The sequence below is a fragment of the Escherichia sp. E13S3 genome (genome assembly GCF_004212325.1).
GTDB lineage: Bacteria > Pseudomonadota > Gammaproteobacteria > Enterobacterales > Enterobacteriaceae > Escherichia.
The window spans coordinates 90211-111103 of record NZ_RHJR01000009.1; the positions used below are offsets into that span (position 1 = coordinate 90211).

Below are 20893 nucleotides of genomic sequence, written 5' to 3' on the forward strand. Positions count from 1 at the left end.
GATTTGCTCTTAAGGAGAATAATCATGAGTTTTATGTTGGCATTACCGAAAATCAGCCTGCATGGCGCTGGGGCAATTGGCGATATGGTAAACCTGGTTGCGAATAAGCAGTGGGGAAAAGCACTGATCGTTACCGATGGGCAACTGGTTAAGTTGGGATTGCTGAACAGTCTGTTCACCGCGCTGGATCAACACGAAATGTCTTACCACCTATTTGATAAGGTCTTTCCAAACCCCACCGAAGAACTGGTGCAAAAAGGCTACGCTGCATTTCAGGACGCCGCATGTGATTACATTATTGCTTTCGGTGGCGGTAGCCCGATTGATACCGCAAAAGCCGTAAAAATCCTTACCGCTAATCCAGGCCCTTCTACTGCTTACTCTGGCATTGGCAAAGTAAGAAACCCAGGCGTGCCGCTGGTGGCGATCAATACTACTGCCGGAACCGCTGCTGAGATGACCAGCAATGCGGTGATCATCGACACTGCGCGGCAAGTGAAAGAAGTCATCATCGATCCGAATATTATTCCTGATATCGCCGTGGATGATGCCAGTGTAATGCTGGAGATCCCGGCCTCCGTTACCGCTGCCACCGGTATGGACGCACTAACCCATGCCATAGAAGCCTATGTTTCCGTTGGCGCCCATCCGCTAACTGATGCCAACGCGCTGGAAGCTATCCGCCTGATTTCTCTGTGGCTGCCGAAGGCGGTAGAAGATGGTCATAATCTGGAAGCTCGCGAACAGATGGCTTTCGGGCAATATCTGGCGGGAATGGCTTTTAACAGCGCGGGACTGGGGCTGGTTCACGCACTGGCGCATCAGCCCGGTGCTACCCACAACCTGCCACACGGGGTGTGTAATGCCATCTTGTTGCCAGTAATCGAAAACTTTAACCGCCCGAATGCCATCGCACGCTTTGCCCGTATCGCCCAGGCGATGGGGGTCGATACGCGCGGGATGAGTGATGAAGCGGCAAGTCTGGAAGCAATTAATGCCATTCGAGTCTTGAGCCATCGCGTGGGTATACCTGCGGGATTTAGTCAACTTGGCATCAGCAAAAAGGATATCGAAGGCTGGTTAGATAAAGCCCTGGCCGACCCATGCGCACCATGTAACCCACGTACCGCCAGCCGCGACGAAGTGCGTGAGCTTTATCTGGAGGCGTTATGATCCGCAAAGCCTTTGTTATGCAAGTCAACCCGGACGCTCACGAAGAGTATCAGCGTCGGCATAACCCGATCTGGCCGGAACTGGAAGCTGTATTGAAATCCCACGGCGCGCATAACTACGCCATCTATCTCGACAGCACGCGTAATTTGCTGTTTGCCACGGTAGAGATTGAATCTGAAGAACGGTGGAATGCGGTTGCCAGCACTGAAGTCTGCCAACGTTGGTGGAAGCATATGCAGGACGTGATGCCCGCTAATCCGGATAACAGCCCGGTCAGTAGCGAGCTGAAAGACGTCTTTTACATGGCATAATCCACTGCGGTGCCGGATCCCCCTCCGACACCGCGATGACAATTGATTAATATAGATTTCGCTGACGCAATTTATCCAACATCTCCCGGGTCAATTAAAAACGCCAGCTCACGCCGGTGACAAAGGTAAAACTCTCATTACGATCAATCATCGGGCTGTCGGTAATCTCTTCCGGCAGCTCGCTGTATCCGGCACTCGCCATTAATACGACGTGTTCTCCGATGGGGTATTTTGCCGTCAGGCTGACATATGGCACCCAGGCATCTTGCGCGGTATAACTCGCCAGACCGCTGCGACGAGACTCGCTCTCTGAAATGCCATAGTAATAGTCACTGAAATTCTCGTCATAATAGAGAACGCCAAGAGCAGGTGTCAGCGACAGGCGACCTATCTGCATTTTGTGGAATAACGATAACTCACCTACCCAACCGTTACTGTTATCCAGAACATCAGCCGCCGCAGAAGCTTTCACGGTCCCCCAACGCTCATGGTGATACCAGGCAACTCCCGCCATTGCCGTACTGTCACGCTTATCGAGTTGTTGCATAGCATGGTCGTCATTATCGGCAGGATCAAATTCCAGCGGCATCCAGGATGCGGTCAGGCTAAGTTCATTTTTTTCACTTTGCGACAGAATAAAACCTAACGTGGTCTGGCGGACATAAAAAGAATCGCCCTCATAACTGATCAGCGGAATTGCTTTGGTATTTTCATTATAACCGCGATAAGGCGATTCATTATAAACTGCGCCAGCACCAACGGATAATTCTGCGGCAGTTGCACTTGCCATAAAAGGCATAAAAAATAACGCCACAATATTGCGGTTAATTAACATGTCCGACATTCCATTTTAAATTAAGATAAAAAAGAGTCGGCATAGTAATGCTTACAATTTCTCCGGTGCAAGATTCATATTTATATAGTAATATATAAAATTATATATAAATTGGACTGTTGCGATGACAAAATTACAACTCAAGTACCGGGAGTTAAAAATTATCTCGGTAATCGCTGCCAGTGAAAATATCAGCCATGCGGCTACCGTGCTTGGCATCGCGCAGGCCAATGTCAGTAAATATCTTGCTGATTTTGAATCAAAAGTGGGCTTAAAAGTCTTTGACAGAACCACACGGCAACTGATGCTGACGCCTTTTGGCACCGCGCTATTACCGTACATTAATGATATGCTCGACAGAAACGAGCAGCTTAATAATTTTATTGCAGATTATAAGCATGAGAAACGTGGTCGGGTTACCATCTACGCACCAACTGGCATTATTACCTATTTATCCAAACACGTTATCGACAAAATTAAAGATATCGGTGAAATCACCTTATCGCTAAAAACCTGCAATCTTGAGCGCAACGCCTTTTATGAAGGTGTCGAATTTCCCGATGATTGTGATGTTTTAATCAGCTACGCGCCACCAAAAGATGAATCGCTGGTTGCCAGTTTTATTACGCAATATGCAGTAACCGCCTATGCCAGCCAAACTTATCTTGAGAAACACCCCATTAGCCGACCAGACGAACTTGAACATCACTCCTGTATTTTGATCGACTCGATGATGATCGATGACGCGAATATCTGGCGCTTCAACGTCGCCGGAAGTAAAGAAGTACGTGATTATCGTGTTAAGGGAAATTACGTCTGTGACAATACTCAGTCGGCGCTGGAGCTGGCGCGAAATCACCTGGGGATTGTGTTTGCGCCAGACAAAAGTGTGCAGAGCGACCTGCAAGACGGCACGCTGATCCCCTGTTTCCAGCAACCGTATGAATGGTGGCTGGATCTGGTGGCTATCTTCCGGAAACGGGAATACCAGCCCTGGCGGGTCCAGTATGTGTTGGACGAGATGCTGCGTGAAATTCGCCACCAGCTTGCTCAGTCGCAGCAACTGCGACCTGAACAAGCGGCGGAAAACAAAGATTAATGGTCGAGATAAAGGTAATGCACCCAGCTGGTCATGCGTAACAGCACTTTGCGCATAACCGAAACATGGCTGAAATGATCAGAGTAGACCGCCACCTGGGCGTAAATACCGTCTGGTAAAGCGCTCAAATCAGTATGCTCATCCAGCTCAATAGTCGCGATAACGCCATCTGAACCCGGCGCTGTGTTTAACGACTGTAAGGTGCCGGTCGACTGATAAGCCCCGCCGGGAACAGCTGGACTGATGGCTGCCAGTTTACCGCTGAATACCTTACCTGGCAGGGCATTAAACACCACTTCCGCATCATCGCCGGGGGCCAGGCGCAGCAAGGAGTTCTGGCGGAACTGCGCCACAATTTGTCGTTTCTGATCGGGTATAAACACCATGACCGGACGCAGCGGCAGCGACGCGGCATACGTTCCTGGACGAATCAGTACCTGAGTTACGTAACCGTCGCTCGGCGCACGCACTACCGTCTGCTCAAGGTTATATTTTGCTTCCGCAAGCTGCGCTTTCAGGCTGGCGATTTGTGAATGTTCACCCAACACCAGGCTATCCAGTTGGCTCTGGATCTGCTTTTGTTCCGCCGCCGATGACTTCACTGAGGCTTCCTGCGCCAGATAATTTTGCCGCGCCACATCGATATCCCGTTCTGAAAACGGATTTACTTTCGCCTGGCTGCCGCGTGCGTAACGCTGGTACTCTTTAGCAAATTTATCCCGTGTGGCCTTTGCCTGCTGGGTATTCGCCGCCATCTCATCTAACTCTGCCCCCAATGCCCGCTGCTTATGTTCTGCGGTAACGATATCCGCCATCAGCCGATCTACCCGTGCCTGATAACGCGTCGGATCCAGTCGAAATAGCACTTCGCCTTTTTTAATCAGCGTATTTTTCTTATCCGTCACTTCAATCACCACGCCTGTCACCTGCGGGACAACAGGAATGGAAATAACCGCTTTTTGCGCTTTAAAGGTGTATGGATGGTTATAGTTCATTAATAGAATTAAGCCGCTGACAATAAATATGCCGCCCAGTGCCGCTGTAGGGATGGTCCATTTATTCACGGGGATTTTAAAAATCTTAAACATTGCCCATGCGAAAGCCACATAGGTCAAAATAATCAGTAAATCCATAAATATTACTCGGTAGAAGGAGCTTTCATGTCGGCGAGCTGTTTCTCCAGCCCGGCAATACGCTGTTGCAGTTGCACAACGGATGAATCATGGTTTTGCATTCCCCATCCCCGCTCCGGGCGGTAAAGCGTGGCCCAAATCCACAAAAAGGGCCAGATAACATGCAGCGTAAAAAGACTCACCCAACCAGCAACATGAATGGCGTCGGCATGAGGATGATTACGTTTTTTGGCAATAAGGTAGGGAATATCATGTAAAATAATGATCCCATAGAAGATCACCAGAAATACAAAAATAAGCACTCCCAGTGCAAAATAATCCAGGAACATATTTTCCTCAGAGAATATAAAAAAGAACAATTAACGCATATTATGAAATGCCATGATGCAGTGCAATTTTCTTATTTATATAACGACATATTATTTTTTATATACTTTCTGAAATGTGCTGTCTGGTTTTTCAACAGGACGAGGTTTATCATATTGAAATAATGGAACTATTGGCCAAGCTAATGAATAACTCCAGTAAAACATCCACAGTACAGATTAAGTGTATTAAACCTTCAATTATCTACCGTTTATTATTGATTGGTCTCGGAACACCAATGGTGATTTACGGCCTGGTTCGCCCGCTCACCATCGAAACGCGAGATTAAACTCCTGGCAAAACACGCCCCAGAAACGCACTTCTGTTGGCGTAGTCTGGGTTATTGCGCACGTAGGTTTAAAACGTAAATTGTAACAACGTGCGCTTTGTTTATGCCGGATGCGGCGTGTACGCCTTATCCGGCCTACGGTCAGGTCCCCGTAGGCATGATAAGACGCGTAAGCGTCGCATCAGGCAATGAATACCCGATGCGACCCGCTTTTCACATCAGAACAGCCCCAACGGTTTATCCGAGTAGCTCACCAGCAGACACTTGGTTTGCTGATAATGCTCCAGCATCATCTTATGGGTTTCGCGTCCGATGCCCGACTGTTTGTAGCCGCCAAACGCTGCGTGTGCCGGGTAAGCGTGATAACAGTTGGTCCACACGCGTCCGGCCTGAATGCCGCGCCCCATCTTATAGGCCAGATTGCCGTTACGACTCCAGACGCCTGCACCCAAGCCATATTGTGTGTCGTTCGCCAGCTCCAGCGCCTCGTCCATCGTTTTAAAGGTGGTTACCGCCAGCACCGGGCCAAATATTTCTTCCTGGAAAACACGCATATTGTTCTGACCAAACAGGATAGTCGGTTCAAGGTAGTAACCATCTTTCAGCTCGCCTTCCAGCAACTTGCGCCGCCCGCCGGTAAGCACATCTGCGCCCTCTTTTTTACCGATATCAATGTAATTGAGGATGGTTTCCAGTTGCCCGTGAGATACCTGCGCGCCCATTTGCGTCACGCTGTCGAGCGGGTTACCGCTACGAATACTTTCAACACGGCGGATGGCGCGTTCCATGAAGCGTTCGTAGATAGACTCCTGCACTAAAGCACGGCTTGGGCAGGTACAGACTTCGCCCTGGTTAAAAGCAAACAATGCAAAGCCTTCCAGCGCCTTATCGAAAAAGGCATCTTCTTCATCCATCACGTCAGCAAAGAAGATATTTGGCGATTTGCCGCCCAGCTCCAGGGTTACTGGAATAATGTTTTGCGTGGCGTACTGCATAATCTGCTGACCCACTTCCGTTGAGCCAGTAAACGCCACTTTGGCGATGCGTTTCGAGGTCGCCAGATATTCGCCAATTTCGCCGCCCGCACCGTTGACCACGTTCACCACGCCCGGCGGCAGTAAATCACCGACGATTTCCATTAGCAGCAGTACAGAAAGCGGGGTAAGTCGTGCGGGTTTCAGCACCACGCAGTTGCCCGCCGCCAGCGCGGGAGCCATTTTCCAGCTCGCCATCAGCAGCGGGAAGTTCCACGGGATAATCTGCCCCACCACACCTAACGGTTCGTGGAAGTGATAAGCCACGGTTTCGCTATCAACTTCACTGATCCCGCCTTCCTGCGCCCGAATACACGAGGCGAAATAGCGGAAATGGTCAATCGCCAGCGGCACATCGGCAGCACTGGTTTCGCGAATGGGTTTGCCGTTATCCCAGGTTTCAGCCGTCGCTAACAGCTCGAGGTTCTGCTCCATCCGATCGGCAATCTTGAACAGAATCGCTGCGCGATCCTGCACCGAGGTATGCGCCCATTTATCTTTCACTTTATGCGCAGCATCCAGCGCCAGATCGATATCTCGTTTGCCCGAAGACGCCACTTCGCACAACAACTGCCCGGTTACCGGCGTCAGGTTCTGGTAATACTCGCCATCGGCGGGCGCGACCCACTCGCCGCCAATAAAGTTGTCATAGCGGGTTTTTAACTTGAGGGGAAAACCATACTCGCCGGGCTTAATCTGTGCTGAAGGGGGATTGTTGGTCATGATCGTCTCCTTGCGGTGTGAGGTATAACAAGGGTAGACGTGACTGGCGAAATCTTCGCCAGTCGGTAACAGCTTTACGACGGCTATCACGAATTTACTGGCAAGGACTACAGCGGGTAATGTGCGACGTATACTACTTGCTGGTCATTAATTTTCTTCTCTTGCGCAAATCCTTCTTTAACAATCGTCCGTAAATCAGTTCGCGCTGTATTATCAGAGACGCCCAGACTCGCGCTGGTTTCAGAAACTGTGTACTCTTTCCCCGGATTGGCGAGCATCACATTCAGAAGCGTCACCTGACGCGGATTCAGTCGCCTAAGCACACCAGAACTGAACAATAGGCGGTCAAGTTTTGCGCTTCGTTGCATAATTTCATCAATATGCTGCTGCCAGTTTTGCACAGCACGTTTAATGACACCCGCCTGATATTCAAGGAAATAAGTCAGATCCATACCATCTGATTCAGTGTACTGGTAGCTGGCGGCATATTTGACTGGTGCAACATGAAGCAAACGGCTGATGGAAATATATTTAAAGACATCGTAGCCCGATTTCAGCATATACCAGTAAAACAGCGCCCGACTGGTGCGCCCGTTGCCATCGCGAAACGGATGCTCATGGGCCAGCATAAAATGCAGAATGCAGGCGCGGACCAGCGGGTGAATATACCCTTCATGGCTGTTTAACCACTGGCAAACTTTTTCCAGTCGTTCCGGCAACAATGCCGCTGCGGGCGGTTGATGCACAATATTGCCGTCATAATCGGCGATCACGACATCATCTGTTTCACGAAATTCACCCGGACGATATTTCGCGTCATTTATTCCTCCCATACCAATAGCATGTAACTGACGTATAAGCGCAGGTGTAAGCTGTTCTGTCAGTAATTGCGGAATTTCCGCCATCAGCCGGGCATTTCCCGCAATCATATGCTCGTCTTCAGTGCGCGGCGCCCGCCCTGTTTCCAGCATTTTTCTCGCCACCAGCGTCGTGGTATTCGCACCTTCCAGTTGGGAACTGGTGATCGGCTCTTCCAGGCGTAACTGGCTTAACTCGGCGCCCGCCCCGCGTAACCGTTCAGTCTGATCTTTCAGCGCCAGCGCGGTGGCATGTTTGTCGACAAGCTCGCACGCTTCTGCAATCACTGGCGTAATGTTGAATCCGGCCTGCTCACCCGCTTCATTGCAATAATTGATTCGCTGGATCGCCGCGTTGCGCGCCAGCCGGGTAAGCGTCCACGCCACTTCAATGTTTTCCCCTTTTTTGATGCGGTACTGCAACTCATCAAAAGGCAGATAACGTCCTTTTTCATCGGTAACCCGGTTAAAGCGTAAGTGGGCCTGGAGTTCCTCACCCGATAAGTGTGATAAAGGAATCAGTCTGGGAGGTGATTTGATAGCCATTTGCTTATCTCAAAAAAGCGCAATATTGAGATAGTGTATAGCAGACTAAAGAAACTATCTCAAAAATCGCAAATTTTGAGATAGCGACTGACAACACGCCAGCCGCAGGAGAATGGGGATTACATTGCAGCGCGATAAATCGCCACAATTTCTTCTTCAGTTGCCTGAATCGGGTTAGTAAAGCCACAAGCGTCTTTCAGGGCATTGCTTGCCAGCTCCGGGAAATCTTCTTCTTTAACGTTCAGGTCACGCAGACCTGCCGGGATATCCACTTTCTTCGCCAGGTCGCGAATCGCGTTAATACAGGCTTCTGCCCCTTCAGCATCATTTTTACCTGTGACGTTAACGCCCATCGCCGCGGCGCAGTCACGCAAACGTGATGCAACAACTTTGCTGTTATATAACTGCACGTGCGGCAGCAGAATGGCATTACAAACGCCGTGCGGCAGATCGTAAAAGCCACCTAACTGATGCGCCATCGCATGAACATAGCCCAGAGAAGCGTTATTGAATGCCATACCTGCGAGGAACTGGGCATAAGCCATTGCTTCACGCGCTTTAGCGTTGCTGCCATCTTCGACGGCTAACGGTAGATTTTCTGCAATCATGGTCATTGCTTTCAGCGCGCAGGCATCCGTAATTGGCGTTGCCACAATAGACACATACGCTTCGATGGCATGAGTGAGAGCATCCATCCCGGTAGCTGCGGTCAGAGACTTAGGCATACCGATCATTAGCGAGGAATCATTAACCGAAAGCAGCGGGGTAACGTGCTTATCCACAATCGCCATTTTGATATGTCGCACTTCGTCGGTGATGATGCAAAAACGGGTCATTTCAGACGCTGTACCCGCCGTGGTATTAATGGCAATCATCGGCAACTGTGGTTTTGCAGAGCGGTCTACGCCTTCATAATCACGGATATCACCACCGTTAGCGGCTACCAGTGCAATACCTTTTGCGCAGTCGTGCGGAGAACCGCCGCCTAAGGAGATCACGCTGTCGCAGTTATTTTCCTTCAACATTTTCAAACCTTCTGCGACATTCTTCGTGGTCGGATTAGGTTGGGTACCCTCATAAATAATGCTAAAAATATTGCGGTCATATAAGGCTTTTTGTACCTCTCCCGCCATACCTAATTTCGCTAGCATTCTGTCAGTAACAATTAATATACGGCGAAAACCATATTCCTCCATCATATTCAGCGCATCTTTTAAAGAATCTTCGCCAATGACATTAACAGAAGGAATAAAAAATGTGGAAGCTGCCATAACACACTCCAGAACGAGGGTAAAAGGGCGGGCAGCTTACAGAGGATTTATATTTAAAAAGTTGATCGATATTATTATTTTTAGAATCGTATATTAAAAAAAGCACATTAGACTCATGTTCTAATGCGCTTTTTCAAAATTTATAAGACTTTTAAAGTAATTCGCATTTAATATGAATTAATCATTATCTTATTTATGCGGAAATAATAATGCGTCACGCAATAAATGATCATTTCCCCGACGACGCGTAAAACCAATGCGGTCAAAATATTCCAGAATTTGAATTGCCAGTTTTCGACCAACACCTAAGCGATCGCGGAAATCTGCCGCACAGGTCGAGCCACACTCATGATCGAGATCGCGGATCATGTTGGCAAACTCGACAATCCGATCGTTACGGTAATAACGATCTTTAACGATCGCCGTAATTATCCCCTGCTGCGCCGCCTGGCGTAGTGTCAGGCGCATTGCCTGTTCGTCAGTTCCCGTCTCTTTTGCCAGATCACGCACCCACCACGGCTCGTTGCCAAACAGCGGTTCCACTTTTTGCCAGATTGCTTGCTGCTCTTCGCTAAATCCTGCTTTGTGGTCCGGCAGATGCAGCCAACCATGATGGCTGTGAATGTCGCCGCTTTCGCGCATCTTTTCAATCAGCAACAGCACCAGTGCTTCATCTTCCATCGGCAACGCCATGCGCCGCAGACGCTCGCGTCCTGGACCAGGTTCATCGCGATGTTGCTCATGATAAGTTGCTAATGTGTCGAGAATTTTACGTTGCCAGCGGGCGGCAACTGGAGCGTTCAACAAACTGTAACCCGCCTGAATATAGCCCGGCTGTTGCAGCAGTTCGCGCATCCCTTCACCATTGAGCTGACGCGCCCAGGCGAAATCGGCAAGGTTAACCGCACCGCGCTCCAGATGAACGGTCAGTGCGTCGGCATCGCTTTGTGTGCGTGCCAGTGACGCCAGCCATTGCAGATATTCCGGCTTACGTTTACCGCGACGCGGCGGGTTAAGCATCACCACCCGCGCCCCCGCCAACGTGTTACGGGCAGAGATATCGCGCAGCACCAGGCGATCGTTATCCGCCAGCCACAGCGGCGTGTCGAACACCAGCTCGGCAAGGTTATCTTCCAGCAGCGAAACGCGTCCCGTAACGTGGCTGGCGGCGTGGTGAATATGCAGCGGCTGCCACTGGGTCAGCGGCGTATGGGTTTGTAACTCGACAATCACTCGTGTGAACGGCTCTGGCGGCACATCGGCAAGCAGCCAGTCGCCACGGTTAATCTGTTCTTTTTCCGCATCACCCGCGATGTTAAGCGCGATACGCTGCCCGGCATGGGCGGTTTCAGTCGGCTGGTTTTGCGCATGCAGCGCACGCACGCGCATCGGTTTATTTACACCAGTCAGCCATAGTGAATCGCCTACCTTCACTTCCCCGCTTAACGCCGTACCGGTGACCACCAGCCCGGCACCTTTTACGGTAAATGCGCGGTCGATAGCGAGTCGGAAACTATGTTGGCTGGCGTGTTCGCGTTCCGGCAACTGAAGCAGATGTTCACGCAGGGCATCAATTCCCCGTCCTTCGGTCGCTGCGGTGATAAACAATTTTGCCTCAGCAAAACCGTATTCCCGCAGCACCTCCTTTACCTGGCGTTCAACCTCATCAACACGCGCTTCGTCCACGCGATCGGCTTTGGTCAGTGCCACTGTCAGCATCGGGTTACCGGTCAGCTGCAAAATCGCCAGATGTTCACGGGTCTGTGCCATCACGCCGTCATCGCACGCCACCACCAGCAGTGCGTGATCGATACCACCAACGCCCGCCAGCATGTTGGAAAGAAACTTTTCATGACCGGGAACGTCGATAAAACCAGGCACGCGTCCATCTGGCTGCGGCCAGTAGGCATAACCGAGATCGATGGTCATCCCACGTTTCTTTTCTTCCGGCAGACGGTCGGCATTTACGCCCGTAATCGCCTGCAATAAGGTTGTTTTGCCGTGGTCAACGTGTCCGGCAGTCGCAATAATCATTTCAACAACATCTCCAAAAACCGTTGCTCATCTTCAAGGCAGCGTAAATCCAGCCACAATCGTCCGTCATAAATACGACCAATCACCGGCACTGGCAATTCACGCCAGCGGGCGGCTAATGACTCAAGGTGACTACCGCGTCCGTCATGAGGCGTAAACGTCAACGCCGCGCTCGGCAGACGATCCACCGGCAGCGAACCACTGCCAATCTGCGAAAGGCATGGCATAACCTGTACCGCAAACTCCGCGCCATAGTGAGCGGCAAGGGGTGCCTGTAACCGTTGCGCCTGGATTTGAATGACCTCTGCGCTGCGAGTAAGCAGACGCAGGGTCGGTAATTTTTCACTCAATGCTTCAGGGTGTAAATAAAGACGCAACGTGGCTTCCAGCGCCGCGAGAGTCATTTTATCTGCACGTAATGCACGCTTCAGTGGATGGCTTTGCAGGCGGGCGATCATCTCTTTTTTACCAACGATAATCCCTGCCTGCGGCCCGCCTAACAGCTTGTCGCCGGAGAAGCTCACCAGGCTGACGCCCGCCGCAATCAACTCCTGCGGCATCGGCTCTTTTGGCAAACCATACTGACTGAGATCCACCAGCGAACCACTGCCTAAATCAGTCACCACGGGAACATCCAGTTCTTTGCCGAGCGCCACCAGTTCCGCTTCGTCTATCGCTTTGGTGAAGCCTTGAATGCTGTAATTACTGGTATGCACCTTCATTAGCAGCGCGGTATTTTCATTCACTGCCTGACGATAATCATTCGCGTGCGTGCGGTTGGTGGTCCCTACTTCGTGTAGGGTGCAGCCCGCCTGGCGCATGACATCAGGAATACGAAACGCGCCGCCAATCTCCACCAGTTCGCCGCGAGAAACCACCACTTCTTTACCACTGGCAGTTGCTGCCAACATCAGCAGCACCGCCGCCGCATTGTTATTGACGATACAGGCATCTTCTGCGCCGGTGATGCGACATAACAACTGCGCCAGCGCACGATCGCGATGTCCGCGTCCGGCGTCGTCCAGATCGTACTCGAGGGTCACTGGCGAACGCATAGCCTGCGCAACGGCTTCCACCGCGGCTTCCGCCTGTAAAGCTCGCCCAAGGTTGGTATGCAGCACGGTTCCCGTCAGGTTGATCACCGGACGCAGCGCGCTCTGCGCCTCTTTCGCCAGACGAGCATCAACCTCTTGCGCCCAGTTTTCACACCATGCAGGCAGCGACTGGCTGTCACGAATCATTTCCCGCGCTTCGTCGAGCATCTGACGCAGCAGCTCCACGACACGGGTATGGCCATAAGTATCACGCAAAGAAAGGAAAGAACTATCACGCAATAAGCGATCGATAGCTGGAAGCTGACTATAGAGGGAACGCGTTTCGGTTGTCATAGGAAACCAGGCTCATCAAGGCCCTCTCGCACGGAGAAGGGCGTTTAACATAACCACGGATTGTAACGTGAGAAGCGTCAGGAGGACATATCGCGCATCAAGCCTTTGGCGGTTCGGTGCGAGCGAAGCTTTCGCGGCTAAAGAGATTCTCGACCAGTTTGACTAAGTGTGGGCGGTCGACACACCAGCCTGGCGCAACGCGGCGGAAATTGAGATATCCAACGGCGCAGGCAATGGCGATAGTCGCCAGATTGACCGTATCGGTTTTGAGCGTGCCATCGACCAGATATCCTTCCAGCACATCCAGGCTGCGGTTGATTTTCTCCCGCTGGCGTAACAATTCATCTTCAGACTGCTGCGCCGCCGGACGCGCCTGTTCACGCACCGACACCAGCCCGGCATCCATAATGCCGTCGGCCAGCGCCTCAATTTTGCGCACTCGCAACGACTCCAAAGGGTCGCGTGGCAACATCGCCGGAGCGACATTCATTAATTCAATATATTCAGCGATGATCGGCGAATCAAACCAGCATTCGCCATCTTCGGTCACCAGCACCGGCACTTTCCCTAACGGGTTAAATTGCGCCACGCCATTGTCCGCGTTATAGGGCAGTTCATTAATAAATTCGAAAGTTACGCCCTTTTCTAACAACAGAATAGAAAGTTTGCGTACAAACGGGCTGGTGTAGCTACCGACGAGTTTCATGCCGAGTCCTTTGTGCGAGGAAAAATATCAGTATGGCCCAGGCTCACGCAAAACACAGGTGATATAAGTCTCAATGATCCAAATAAAGATAATGCATCCAACTGGTCATTCTTAGCAGTACCTTCCGCATCACCGAAACATGGCTGAAATGGTCGGAGTAAACTGCCACCTGGGCGTAGATGCCGTCGGGTAAGGCATCGATATCATCGTTAGGGTCCAGTTCAATGGTTCCCAGCACACCGTCCGTGCCGGGCACGACCGTTAATGATTGCAGTACCCCCTGCGCCTGATACGAACCGCCTGGCACGACAGGTAAAATACTGGTCAGTTTGCCGTGGAACACCTGCCCAGGTAGCGCGTTAAACACTACTTCCGCATCATCGCCGGGTTTCAGACGTAACAGCGAGTTTTGCCGAAATTGGGCGACAATTTGCCGTTTTTGCTCGGGGATGAAGACCATCACCGGACGCAGCGGCAAGGCAGCTGCGTATGTACCTGGGCGGATCAGTACCTGAGTAACGTAGCCATTGCTTGGCGCGCGAATGACGGTCTGCTCAAGGTTATATTTTGCTTCAGTAAGTTGCGCTCTTAAGCTCACAATCTGCGATTGCTCACCGTTGACCATGCTGTCGAGCTGGCTCTGGATCTGCGCCTGCTCCGCCACCGAGCCTTTCACTAACGCATCCTGCGCGAGAAAATTCTGCCGCGCATCGTCGATGTCACGTTCCGAGAACGGATTCACTGCCGCCTGGCTGCCTTTCAGGTAGCGTTGATAATTTTTAAACAGCCGATCGCGCTCCGCTGAAACCTGAGTGGTGTTAGCCTGCGCCTCAGTGAGCTGCGCCCGCAGCGTTTTGATGTTATGCGTCGCCGTCATCAGATCAGCCTGAAGTCTGTCTACTCGCGCCTGGTAACGTACCGGATCGAGCTTAAAAAGCACCTCGCCCTTCTGAATAAGCTGATTATTTTTATCGGTGACTTCAGTCACGATCCCCGTCACCTGTGGCGTGATAGGGATAGCTATCACCGCCTTTTGCGCCGTAAAAGTGTAGGGATGGTTATAATTCATCAATAAAATCAAACCACTCACCAAAAACACACCGCCGAGCGCCGCCGTCGCCAGCGTCCACTGATTCACCGGAATGCGGAAGATTTTAAAGACCGCCCACGCCAGCGCCACGTAAGTTAAGACAATCAACAGATCCATGATTAGATCTCCGGAAACGTGGAGTAGTCAGGTTTTTTCTCGGCGGCGAGTTGATGTTCCAGCCGGGAGATACGGTCAGAAAGCGCAGCGATGTCCGGGTCAGGCGCCCTCTCTTGCGGCGTAGTATGCGACTGCATGCCCCAGCCGCGCTCTGGCTGGTAGAGCGTCGCCCAGATCCACAGGAACGGCCAGATAACGTGCAGAGTAAACAGGCTCACCCAGCCCGCCGTATGAATAGCATCGGCATGGGGATGATTACGCTTTTTGGCAATCAGATAAGGGATGTCATGTATCGCGATGATTCCATAAAAAATCACCAGAAAGACGAAGATCAGCACTCCCAACGCGAAATAGTTTAGAAACATAGCTGCCTCGAATTCACGCTTATCAGAGTTGTTATGGGCTGGCAGCCAGATACGCGTCGGGCTGATTATTTGACAATAATCCGGGTTTGCGATTCTCGCCATCACACCGAAGAATAATTTTAAGAAGCGATGAGTTGCTTAGTTACATAACGATTTTATGACTAAGGCATAACATGCTGTAGATCACATCAGGTGAACGCCGTGAGAAAATATCTTGTGATTTAGATCACAAAGATTCAACAAACCGTCAAAATAAAAATGTGACATTACTCACATTTAAATGCCATTTTTAGCGAAAATCACCGCCTTGTTGCTTTTTTACACAAGCATTTTGTGATGAACATCACGTCAATTACCTCTCTACCCCCTATATTTATGTGACTAACATCACACAAAAGGCCATCAACTGGACAGTTAACCGATTCAGTGCCAGATTTCGCAGTATCTACAAGGTCCGGCTACCTCTGCCGCCACATTAACAAAAAACCTCGGGCTTCCAGCCTGCGCGACAGCAAACATAAGAAGGGGTGTTTTTATGTCATCCGATATTAAGATCAAAGTGCAAAGCTTTGGTCGTTTCCTCAGCAACATGGTGATGCCGAATATCGGCGCGTTTATCGCGTGGGGTATCATCACCGCGTTATTTATTCCAACAGGGTGGTTACCGAACGAAACGCTGGCGAAGCTGGTCGGGCCGATGATCACCTATCTCCTGCCGCTGCTGATCGGTTATACCGGTGGTAAGCTGGTAGGCGGCGAACGTGGCGGCGTAGTCGGTGCCATCACCACCATGGGCGTTATCGTCGGCGCAGATATGCCGATGTTCCTCGGTTCTATGATTGCAGGTCCGCTGGGTGGCTGGTGCATTAAGCATTTCGACCGCTGGGTAGACGGTAAAATCAAATCCGGTTTTGAGATGCTGGTGAACAACTTCTCTGCCGGTATCATGGGGATGATCCTCGCTATTCTGGCATTCATGGGGATTGGTCCGCTGGTTGAAGCCCTGTCCAAAATGCTGGCTGCGGGCGTTAACTTCATGGTTGTCCATGACATGCTGCCGCTGGCGTCCATCTTTGTTGAGCCAGCGAAAATCCTGTTCCTCAACAACGCCATTAACCACGGTATCTTCTCGCCGCTGGGTATTCAGCAGTCCCATGAACTGGGTAAATCCATATTCTTCCTGATTGAAGCTAACCCAGGTCCAGGTATGGGCGTGCTGCTGGCGTACATGTTCTTTGGTCGTGGTAGCGCTAAACAGTCTGCGGGCGGTGCGGCAATCATCCACTTCCTGGGTGGTATCCACGAAATTTACTTCCCGTATGTGTTGATGAATCCGCGTCTGATTCTGGCCGTTATCCTCGGCGGTATGACTGGCGTGTTCACGCTGACTATTCTGGGCGGTGGTCTGGTTTCTCCGGCATCTCCGGGTTCTATCCTCGCGGTACTGGCAATGACGCCAAAAGGTGCTTACTTCGCTAACATCGCGGGTGTGTGTGCGGCGATGGCAGTGTCCTTCGTTGTCTCTGCTATTTTGCTGAAAACCAGCAAAGTAAAAGAAGAAGATGATATTGAAGCTGCAGCACGTCGCGTTCAGGAAATGAAAGCTGAGTCTAAAGGCGCGTCTCCGCTGTCTGCTGGCGATGTGACTAACGACCTGAGCCACGTACGTAAAATCATCGTTGCCTGTGACGCCGGTATGGGTTCCAGTGCGATGGGCGCAGGTGTGCTGCGTAAGAAAATTCAGGATGCGGGTCTGTCGCAGATTTCAGTTACCAACAGCGCGATCAACAACCTGCCGCCGGATGTGGACCTGGTCATCACTCACCGTGATCTGACCGAACGCGCTATGCGCCAGGTTCCGCAGGCACAGCATATTTCGCTGACTAACTTCCTCGATAGCGGCCTGTACACCAGCCTGACTGAACGTCTGGTTGCTGCCCAGCGTCATACTGAAAACGAAGAGAAAGTAAAAGACAGCCTGAAAGACAGCTTTGACGATTCCAGCGCCAACCTGTTTAAGCTCGGTGCAGAGAACATCTTCCTCGGTCGCAAAGCGGCCACCAAAGAAGAAGCGATTCGTTTTGCTGGCGAGCAGCTGGTGAAAGGCGGTTATGTTGAGCCGGAATACGTACAGGCGATGCTGGACCGTGAAAAACTGACCCCGACTTACCTGGGTGAGTCTATCGCCGTGCCGCACGGTACGGTTGAAGCGAAAGATCGCGTGCTGAAAACGGGCGTGGTGTTCTGCCAGTACCCGGAAGGCGTGCGCTTCGGTGAAGAAGAAGATGACATTGCCCGTCTGGTGATTGGTATTGCAGCCCGTAACAACGAGCACATTCAGGTTATCACCAGCCTGACCAACGCACTGGATGATGAGTCCGTCATTGAGCGTCTGGCACACACCACCAGCGTGGATGAAGTGCTGGAACTGCTGGCAGGTCGTAAGTAATCCAGGCCCACCCTCTCCGCATGGAGAAGGTGGGGCTGATTGCCTGATGCGCTTCGCTTATCAGGCCTACAAAACAAAGCGCAGTTTGTTGAATTTGCACATTCTTGTAGGCCGGATAAGGCGTTTACGCCGCATCCGGCGCTGCCCCCTCTCCACATGGAGACGGTGGGGCTGATTACCTGATGCGCTTCGTTTATCAGGCCTACAAAACAAAGCGCAATTTGTTGAATTTGCACGTTCTTGTAGGCCGGATAAGGCGTTTACGCCGCATCCGGCGCTGCCCCTCTCCTCACGGAGAGGGTTTGGGTGAGGGAAATGCCTCACCCCAGCCCTCTCGGGTAAAAACATTGATGAAGGTTAATACTATGAAAGCATTACATTTTGGCGCAGGTAATATCGGTCGTGGCTTTATCGGTAAACTGCTGGCAGACGCGGGTATCCAACTGACGTTTGCCGATGTAAATCAGGTGGTGCTTGATGCCCTGAATGCCCGTCATAGCTATCAGGTTCATGTGGTCGGCGAAACCGAGCAGGTGGATACCGTTTCCGGTGTAAATGCCGTCAGCAGCATTGGTGATGATGTCGTTGATCTGATTGCTCAGGTTGATTTAGTCACTACCGCCGTTGGCCCGGTCGTGCTGGAACGTATAGCTCCTGCCATCGCTAAAGGGCTGGTGAAACGTAAAGAACAAGGTAATGAATCCCCGCTGAACATCATCGCCTGTGAAAACATGGTACGCGGCACCACGCAGCTGAAAGGCCATGTGATGAACGCCCTGCCGGAAGATGCCAAAGCGTGGGTAGAAGAACATGTTGGCTTTGTCGATTCCGCCGTTGACCGCATCGTACCGCCTTCCGCTTCTGCAACTAACGATCCGCTGGAAGTGACAGTCGAAACCTTCAGCGAATGGATTGTCGATAAAACCCAGTTCAAAGGCACACTGCCGGACATCCCAGGTATGGAATTAACAGACAACCTGATGGCATTTGTCGAGCGTAAACTCTTCACCCTGAACACAGGTCATGCTATAACCGCGTACCTCGGAAAACTGGCGGGCCATCAGACCATTCGTGATGCAATTCTCGACGAGAAAATCCGTGCAGTGGTAAAAGGTGCGATGGAAGAAAGCGGCGCTGTGCTGATCAAGCGCTATGGCTTTGATGCTGACAAACATGCAGCGTACATCCAGAAAATCCTCGGTCGTTTTGAAAATCCGTATCTGAAGGATGATGTGGAGCGTGTAGGGCGTCAGCCACTGCGCAAACTGAGCGCTGGCGATCGTCTGGTAAAACCGCTGTTGGGTACGCTGGAGTACGGTTTGCCGCACAAAAACCTGATTGAAGGTATCGCCGCTGCAATGCACTTCCGTAGTGAAGATGATCCGCAGGCGCAGGAACTGGCGGCGCTGATTACCGAGAAAGGCCCGCAGGAAGCGCTGGCGCAAATTTCCGGGCTTGATGCTAACAGCGAGGTAGTCGCCGAAGCAGTCACGGCTTATAACGCAAAATAATGGTAGACCAGGCGCAGAAAACCCTGCGCCTGAACAACAGATTGTCAGATATGCAGGCAACAATGGAACAAACCCAGGCCTTTGAAAACCGTGTGCTTGAGCGTCTGAATGCTGGCAAAACCGTGCGAAGCTTTTTGATCACCGCCGTTGATCTCCTGACCGAGGCGGTGAATCTTCTGGTGCTTCAGGTATTCCGCAAAGACGATTACGCGGTGAAGTATGCTGTAGAACCGTTACTCGACGGCGATGGTCCGCTGGGCGACCTTTCCGTGCGCTTAAAGCTGATTTATGGGCTTGGCGTGATTAGCCGCAACGAATATGAAGATGCAGAACTCTTGATGGCGCTACGTGAAGAGCTGAATCACGACGGTAACGAGTACGCCTTTACCGATGATGAAATTATTGGGCCATTTGGCGAGCTGCACTGCGTGGCGGCGATCCCTCCGCCGCCACAATTTGAACCAACGGATTCCAGTTTGTACGCGATGCAAGTTCAGCGTTACCAACAAGCTGTGCGATCAACAATGGTCCTTTCACTGACTGAGCTGATTTCCAAAATCAGCTTAAAAAAAGCCTTTCAAAAGTAAGCAATGCTCGTTTACTGCTGCCCCTCTACCTGCTTCGGCTGATAAAGTCGGCGATAATATTCCAGACGCTGGAGATATAACGGCACGCTTTCCTCAGGTATATCGGACGGAATCGCGTTACGCGGGGGAAGTTTATTCAGATACTCCCGAAACGCCTGGCTTGATGCCATGAAATCTACGGCTTTATCGATAAAAAGCGGAACGTTTTCGCCTATTTTGCCCATCATAATATCTCCGTATTACCCCGCGCCGGGAATGCGCGGCCGCCAATTTTAGTTTAGATCCCGATCTGAATGACATTAAGGAAAACGTGCGAAATCCACAACGCCCTCCCCTAACAACTCAATATATTTTTGTTAATCAATAGATTACTTAATTTCTGAACACAAAGTTTGTTGCCCAACAAAACTATTACAACACCATCAGTTGTGAACAAAGCACCCCGTCGCGCATACTAGGGGCTATAAATTTATCTTTATCAGAAGCCATCACATGAAAGAAGTCGAAAAAAACGAAATCAAACGTCTCAGCGATCGCCTGGACGCCATCCGCCACCAGCAGGCTGACCTGTCACTGGTTGAAGCCGCAGACAAATATGCCGAGCTGGAAAAAGAGAAAGCCACGCTGGAAGCTGAAATTGCGCGTCTGCGCGAAGTTCATAGCCAGAAACTCAGTAAAGAAGCGCAAAAGCTGATGAAGATGCCATTCCAGCGTGCGATTACGAAAAAAGAACAAGCTGATATGGGCAAGCTGAAGAAGAGCGTTCGCGGACTGGTCGTTGTGCACCCGATGACCGCACTGGGCCGTGAAATGGGCCTGCAAGAGATGACCGGGTTCTCAAAGACGGCGTTTTAAGTTCCCTTCAGCGCCATGTAACCACTGTTCCCACATTTCTACAGGCTCTTGCTGGCATATGCAGGAGCCTGTTTCAAATACCAAACATTCTTACCATTGCATGCTCCATGTTGCCCGATTGCTTGCATAAGCGTCGCAAGTCAAATTCTGAAAA

Annotated in this window: 19 protein-coding genes; 7 read left to right on the plus strand and 12 right to left on the minus strand. The window is 51.1% G+C overall.

The window, feature by feature from the left end:
* Positions 1 to 24 precede the first annotated feature (24 nt).
* Complete coding sequence (gene fucO / locus D9597_RS10660; protein ID WP_130215230.1) at positions 25 to 1173, plus strand: lactaldehyde reductase; 1149 nt, start codon at positions 25 to 27, stop codon at positions 1171 to 1173.
* Positions 1170 to 1484, plus strand: coding sequence for an L-rhamnose mutarotase (rhaM, locus tag D9597_RS10665; RefSeq protein ID WP_130215228.1), 315 nt, complete (start codon positions 1170 to 1172; stop codon positions 1482 to 1484). The genes fucO and rhaM overlap by 4 nt, the downstream gene beginning before the upstream one ends.
* A gap of 94 nt (positions 1485 to 1578) precedes the next feature.
* On the opposite strand, the gene D9597_RS10670 is transcribed toward rhaM, so the two are convergent.
* Entirely contained in the window at positions 1579 to 2319 is a 741-nt protein-coding gene (locus D9597_RS10670; RefSeq protein ID WP_130215226.1) for a MipA/OmpV family protein, read from the minus strand.
* Between the two features lie 124 nt (positions 2320 to 2443).
* Between D9597_RS10670 and D9597_RS10675 the strand changes: the two genes are divergently transcribed.
* The gene (locus D9597_RS10675; RefSeq protein ID WP_130206642.1) at positions 2444 to 3418 is read left to right on the plus strand and encodes a LysR family transcriptional regulator; all 975 of its coding nucleotides are present in this window, start codon (positions 2444 to 2446) and stop codon (positions 3416 to 3418) included.
* On the opposite strand, the gene D9597_RS10680 is transcribed toward D9597_RS10675, so the two are convergent.
* From D9597_RS10680 to D9597_RS10730, 10 genes are all read right to left on the minus strand, one after another.
* Complete coding sequence (locus tag D9597_RS10680) at positions 3415 to 4551, minus strand: HlyD family secretion protein (RefSeq protein ID WP_062883751.1); 1137 nt, start codon at positions 4549 to 4551, stop codon at positions 3415 to 3417. The genes D9597_RS10675 and D9597_RS10680 overlap by 4 nt on opposite strands.
* Positions 4552 to 4556: 5 nt before the next feature.
* Positions 4557 to 4880 carry a DUF3302 domain-containing protein gene (locus D9597_RS10685; RefSeq protein WP_130215222.1) on the minus strand — a complete coding sequence of 108 codons (324 nt, stop codon included), beginning with the start codon at positions 4878 to 4880 and terminating at the stop codon, positions 4557 to 4559.
* Positions 4881 to 5424: 544 nt separating this feature from the next.
* Positions 5425 to 6963, minus strand: coding sequence for an aldehyde dehydrogenase AldB (aldB, locus tag D9597_RS10695; protein ID WP_001551836.1), 1539 nt, complete (start codon positions 6961 to 6963; stop codon positions 5425 to 5427).
* A gap of 107 nt (positions 6964 to 7070) precedes the next feature.
* The gene (locus D9597_RS10700) at positions 7071 to 8366 is read right to left on the minus strand and encodes a Fic family protein (RefSeq protein WP_130215218.1); all 1296 of its coding nucleotides are present in this window, start codon (positions 8364 to 8366) and stop codon (positions 7071 to 7073) included.
* 119 nt (positions 8367 to 8485) lie between these two features.
* The gene (gene yiaY / locus D9597_RS10705; protein WP_130222394.1) at positions 8486 to 9637 is read right to left on the minus strand and encodes an L-threonine dehydrogenase; all 1152 of its coding nucleotides are present in this window, start codon (positions 9635 to 9637) and stop codon (positions 8486 to 8488) included.
* A gap of 189 nt (positions 9638 to 9826) precedes the next feature.
* On the minus strand, positions 9827 to 11671 hold the full coding sequence (gene selB, locus D9597_RS10710; RefSeq protein WP_130222396.1) for a selenocysteine-specific translation elongation factor: 1845 nt from the start codon (positions 11669 to 11671) through the stop codon (positions 9827 to 9829).
* The gene (gene selA, locus D9597_RS10715) at positions 11668 to 13059 is read right to left on the minus strand and encodes an L-seryl-tRNA(Sec) selenium transferase (RefSeq protein ID WP_130222398.1); all 1392 of its coding nucleotides are present in this window, start codon (positions 13057 to 13059) and stop codon (positions 11668 to 11670) included. Before selA ends, selB begins: the two co-directional genes overlap by 4 nt.
* 97 nt (positions 13060 to 13156) lie before the next feature.
* Positions 13157 to 13765 carry a glutathione S-transferase gene (locus D9597_RS10720; protein WP_130215210.1) on the minus strand — a complete coding sequence of 203 codons (609 nt, stop codon included), beginning with the start codon at positions 13763 to 13765 and terminating at the stop codon, positions 13157 to 13159.
* Positions 13766 to 13835: 70 nt separating this feature from the next.
* Complete coding sequence (locus tag D9597_RS10725; protein WP_000364939.1) at positions 13836 to 14972, minus strand: HlyD family secretion protein; 1137 nt, start codon at positions 14970 to 14972, stop codon at positions 13836 to 13838.
* A 2-nt stretch (positions 14973 to 14974) separates the two neighbouring features.
* Positions 14975 to 15337 carry a DUF3302 domain-containing protein gene (locus tag D9597_RS10730; RefSeq protein ID WP_130215208.1) on the minus strand — a complete coding sequence of 121 codons (363 nt, stop codon included), beginning with the start codon at positions 15335 to 15337 and terminating at the stop codon, positions 14975 to 14977.
* 535 nt (positions 15338 to 15872) lie between these two features.
* Here D9597_RS10730 and mtlA point away from each other — a divergent pair.
* The 3 genes from mtlA (at position 15873) to mtlR (ending at position 19884) form a co-directional block, all read left to right on the plus strand.
* Positions 15873 to 17786, plus strand: a complete 1914-nt coding sequence (gene mtlA / locus D9597_RS10735) for a PTS mannitol transporter subunit IICBA (protein ID WP_130222400.1) — start codon at positions 15873 to 15875, stop codon at positions 17784 to 17786.
* Between the two features lie 365 nt (positions 17787 to 18151).
* Positions 18152 to 19297 carry a mannitol-1-phosphate 5-dehydrogenase gene (gene mtlD / locus D9597_RS10740; RefSeq protein ID WP_130222402.1) on the plus strand — a complete coding sequence of 382 codons (1146 nt, stop codon included), beginning with the start codon at positions 18152 to 18154 and terminating at the stop codon, positions 19295 to 19297.
* The gene (mtlR, locus tag D9597_RS10745) at positions 19297 to 19884 is read left to right on the plus strand and encodes a mannitol operon repressor MtlR (RefSeq protein WP_130215204.1); all 588 of its coding nucleotides are present in this window, start codon (positions 19297 to 19299) and stop codon (positions 19882 to 19884) included. Before mtlD ends, mtlR begins: the two co-directional genes overlap by 1 nt.
* Before the next feature lie 11 nt (positions 19885 to 19895).
* Here mtlR and yibT read toward each other — a convergent pair whose 3' ends face one another.
* On the minus strand, positions 19896 to 20108 hold the full coding sequence (yibT, locus tag D9597_RS10750; RefSeq protein WP_130222543.1) for a protein YibT: 213 nt from the start codon (positions 20106 to 20108) through the stop codon (positions 19896 to 19898).
* Between the two features lie 268 nt (positions 20109 to 20376).
* Between yibT and D9597_RS10755 the strand changes: the two genes are divergently transcribed.
* A complete protein-coding gene (locus D9597_RS10755) occupies positions 20377 to 20739 on the plus strand; it encodes a YibL family ribosome-associated protein (RefSeq protein ID WP_000665680.1) in 363 nt (120 codons plus the stop codon).
* Positions 20740 to 20893 lie beyond the last annotated feature (154 nt).